At 65.9% G+C, this 4429-nt stretch carries 3 protein-coding genes; all 3 read right to left on the bottom strand.

Annotated features, from left to right (window positions below):
- A partial coding sequence (locus OEJ37_RS35170; RefSeq protein ID WP_411859307.1) for a GIY-YIG nuclease family protein occupies positions 1–1183 on the bottom strand: 1183 nt, incomplete at its 3' end.
- Positions 1184–1455: 272 nt separating this feature from the next.
- Positions 1456–3027, bottom strand: coding sequence for a trypsin-like peptidase domain-containing protein (locus tag OEJ37_RS34710; protein ID WP_263349516.1), 1572 nt, complete (start codon positions 3025–3027; stop codon positions 1456–1458).
- A 215-nt stretch (positions 3028–3242) separates the two neighbouring features.
- The coding region (locus OEJ37_RS34705) for a PLP-dependent aminotransferase family protein (protein ID WP_263349514.1) at positions 3243–4429 on the bottom strand (1187 nt) is incomplete at its 5' end.

Raw genomic sequence — 4429 nt, 5'->3', positions numbered from 1 at the left:
GTTGGCTCGCCACGCATTCGTTGTACGCGGCGGGACCAGCGTAAAGCCTTCGCGATCCACACACACTTTGGATCGACTGCTGGTCATCCGCAGATACGGCAGAAAGGTCTGTCGCTTCGGGGGGGCTCAAGGTTGCCGGTTGCGTTGCCAAGCACTTGTTGCCGTATGCGGAAGAGTCGTTGGAAGGCCTTAGGGGATCGCATGCGGACTGAACCTGGTGCGCACCGTCCCGCGTTACATGTCGATTAAGGTCCGGCTCAGAGCCAGCTTGCTCAAAACCCATGGGAGTCGAAGCCGAGTTGTCTGGGCTCCCTGTTTGAGCAAGTACCTGCTCGTTCGCTAACGACACATTCGCATTGTTCGACGCGTTCGCCAATGCGTTCGGATTGATCTTGTGATCAAATCTCGTCACTGACGGGATCTCGGAGTTGCTTGTATACGAACTCGAAGCCGCGCCGACGTCGCTTGGCGAACTTGTTCGCCCAACCTCTCCATTCGACGTCTTGGCAGTAGCAACATCTCTGTCAGGCGCTTGGGGCGAAGTAGGTTGCTTTTCGGAGTTATTGAATAGCCAAATTAAGATGCCAACAATGACTATGCCCCATATGCTTCGTCCAAATCGAGGCTTTGTGGCAGGGACTGGCGGTGTATCCGTTCTTGTATGGACACCGGATGCAGAGCCATATTGAGGGGAGCGCGCCCCACTTTGTCTGGGTGGCTCCCCTACGTGGTCACTCCGCGACGACACCGGTCTAATCGCCTCGCTTGCAATTGTCGTACGTTTTGGTGCTTCGACTGCATTGCGCTCGGTCAAAGCTAGAATTTCTTTATCGACTTCGTCACAAATTGCTTCGATTGCCTGCTTAGCTTGAGCAATAGAAATTTCGAAAAATTCCTGTCCCCGTTTCCCTCGGCGCTGACTTGCCAGTTTCGCAAACACGCGTTGTTCCGCCCTCCCGCAGTCCTTTGTGCGACGTTCGAAGATGCATTGGAAGGCCCCCGGAGTTCCTGTATTCGCATCTAGATTGAGGTCCATTGCACGCGCAGCGCCTGAGCGGCGGGTGCAACCAATTTTGACCCAGCCTTCTCGAAGACCAGAATTGGTCAGGATATAAACAACTCCTGAGACACCATGGTTTTGTTGAAATCCACCGCTCGTTCGCCGGATTTTTTTGTAACCCATCGCAGTTCATGCTCACAGTTCGTTGTCCAGTGCGGGGACGCTTGTGGTGCGATATTGCCGTATGACTGATCCGGTATCCACGAATCCCCCCCAAAAACCCCCGAACAAGTCGGGGGCGCATGAATACCGACGCAGTGCCGCTACCGGACCCTGCGCCTGCGTACGACTACGATGAAGAATGCCGCTTTCATGCGGGACGGCTCCTGAATGCCTGGTCGTCTGCCAGCAATACTGGACGATAGCAGGCGGACGACGCCAGCCACGTCAACGCCCTAACGCACACGCACCGACACGAACTTCCGCGCGTAGTTGCGCTGGATCAGCAGCGCGATCACGCTGCCGTTCGCTTCGAGCGACTGCACGTCGTCCGGCGTCTCGAGCAGCGTGTCGTTGATCTCGAGCACGACATCGCCCGGCTGGATGCCCGCCCTCGCTGCCGGGCCGTGCACCGCGTCCACCATCATCCCGACCGCGAGCCCCGTCGAGCGGCGCTCGTCGTCGCTCAGCGCGTGCATCGTCAGCCCCAGGCGATCGCCGCCTTCGCCCGCCGCCGGCCCCGGCCGTGCAGCGGCCTTCGGCGCAACCATGCCGACTGTCGTGCCCGCGCTGCCGGCCGCGTCGTCGGCGCCCGTGATCGTCAGCATCACCGGCGCGCGCTTGCGAATCACCCGCAGCGACACCTTCTCGCCGGGTGACAGCGCGGCGGCCAGGTCGTTCAGTTCGGCCGAGCGGCCGATCGGCTTGTCGCCCAGCTTCACGATCACGTCGCCGGGCTTCACGCCGGCCGCGGCGGCCGGCGAGCCGGGCGCGACACCGTTGACGAGCGCGCCCGCCGGACGCGGCAGCCCGAACGCCGCGGCCAGCCCGATGCCGACATCCTGCACATCGACGCCGAACGCGTTGACTGACGGCGCGCCCTGCGCCGGCGCCTGAGCCTGCGCCTGTTGCGCCTGCATCTGCGTCTGTAGCTGCGCGCGCACCTTTGCCGCGAACGCGATCGGGATCGCGAACGTCATGCTCGCGTAGCGGTCGGCGCCCGTATAGACCTGCACCGCGATGCCGATCACGTCGCCGGCGCGATTGAACACGGGGCCGCCCGAGTTGTCGGGATTCGGCGCGATATCGGTTTCGAAGAACGGAAACGCGCTGCCGTCCGGCAGCCGGTGCGACGTCGCGCTGACGATCCCGGCCGTGACCGTGTTGCCCGATCCGTCCGGCGCGCCGATCGTCATCACCGGTTCGCCCGCACGCACCTTCGCCGAATCGCCGACACGCACGAACGGCAGCTTCGTTGCGCTGACACGCAACACGGCGACGTCGCTTTGCGGATCGACGGCCAGCACCGTCGCCTTGAATTCGCGGCGGTCGGTGAGCCGCACCGTCACGTCGGTCGCATCGTCGACCACGTGCGCGGACGTCAGGATCAGGCCGTCGGCGCTGACGATGAATCCCGAGCCGCTGCCCGATACCGCGCGCAACGCCGTGTCGGGCGGCGGCGCCTGCGATCCTAGCGCAGGCGCAGGCGCAGGCGCCGGCGCACCGCGCCGGAAGAACGCGGCAAGCGGATCGTCGGGATCGAGCATCGCGAAGGACGGCCCGCCGGCCTGCTGGTCGGGCGCGGCGGTCATGATGGTCACGACCGCCGGACCGTAGCGATCGACGATCGCCGGAAAATCGACCGGCATCGCGTAAGGCGCGGCGGCCGGCCTTTCCTTCATGGCAGGTTTGACGGGCGGTGCGAGGGTCCCCGCAATGGCGGCTGGCGGCGGTAGCAAAAAACCGGCAAATACGCCCCCGATCAACGCGGTGCGAAGCACGGCGCGAGCAAGCGTCTGGCGAACCACGGTGCACCTCCCCCGGCAGTCGCGGCGCCGACTTGCGCGAGACGCGCAGGCACCCGACAAGCACCGGTACACGCCTCCATTTATAGTCCACGCGGCCCGATGAAACATACGAATCGAAACCCGCATGCCGGGTGATTCAGCGGCCGCGGAGCCGCGACGGCGTTCGTTTCGAACAAAGCGCGCGATTCGTCAATCCGCACAAGTCCGGCGACCGTTCAATCCCCGCCTACCCGCTCCGCGATCGTCGACAACGTCCGCAACATCGGCTCGAACGCATCGGCCGACGTATTGCCGAAACCGAGCACGAGCCCGTTGGCCGCCGACTCTGCATGAATCGAAAAACCCGACAGCGGAAACGGCCCGATGCCATGCGCGCGCGCCGCGTCGACGATCGCGCGGTCGCGGTAACGCGCGGGCAGCCGCAGCGCGAGATGCAATCCGCACGGCCCGCCCTCGACCTGGTGCGGCACGCTCAGGCTGCCGTCGAGCGCGGCGAGCAGCAACCGCCGCCGGTCGCGATACAGCCGGCGCATCCGCCCCAGATGCCGGCCGTATTCGCCGGTCTCGATGAAGTCGGCCAGCGCGAGCTGCACATGGCGCGTGCCGCCGCGCAGCATCTCCGGCAACACCGACCGCACGGCGGCCAGCAGCGCCTCGGGCAGCACCAGAAAGCCGATCCGCAGCGCCGGAAACATCGTCTTGCTGAACGAGCCGAGGTAGACCACCGGCGAATCGGGCGCGAGCCCGTGCATCGCGCCGATCGGCTCGCCGGTGTGGCGGAATTCGCTGTCGTAGTCGTCCTCGATGATCCACGCGCGATGCCGGCGCGCGGCATCGATCAGCGCGAGCCGGCGCGAGATCGACAGCACGGCGCCGGTCGGGAACTGGTTCGACGGCGTCGTATAGACGAGGCGCGGCGTCCGCTCGCGCCAGTCGTTCTCTTCCGCCCGCAGCCCTTCGGCGTCGACCGGCATCGGCACGACATCGAGGTCGGCCGCCTGCATCGCCGTGCGCGCGCCGCGATAGCCGGGCTCCTCGACCCACACCGTCTCGCCCGGGTTCGTCAGCAACTGCGCGCACAGCGCAATCGCGCCCTGCGCGCCTTCGGTGATCACGATCTGCTCGGGATCGCAGCGCACGCCGCGCGTCACGGCCAGGTGCCGCGCGATCGATTCGCGCAGCGCGCGTTCGCCGAGCGGATCGCCATAGGCGAGCAAGTCGCGGGCGGCACGGCGCAGCGCGCGGTCGATCGCGTGCCGCCACGCATCCACCGGGAAATGCGACAGCGCGGGCACGCCCGGCCGGAAGCCCTCCGATTCGCCGCTGCCGACGAGGCTCGGGCGAATCCGGCCGAGCCGCTGCGCGACGGCCGGCGGCGCGGCACGCCGGCGCGGCGGCGCCG

Source organism: Burkholderia sp. BKH01, from assembly GCF_025685725.1.
Lineage (GTDB): Bacteria > Pseudomonadota > Gammaproteobacteria > Burkholderiales > Burkholderiaceae > Burkholderia > Burkholderia pyrrocinia_C.
Note: the sequence above shows the minus strand (reverse complement) of the source record. Positions and strands in the feature narration are given on the sequence as shown.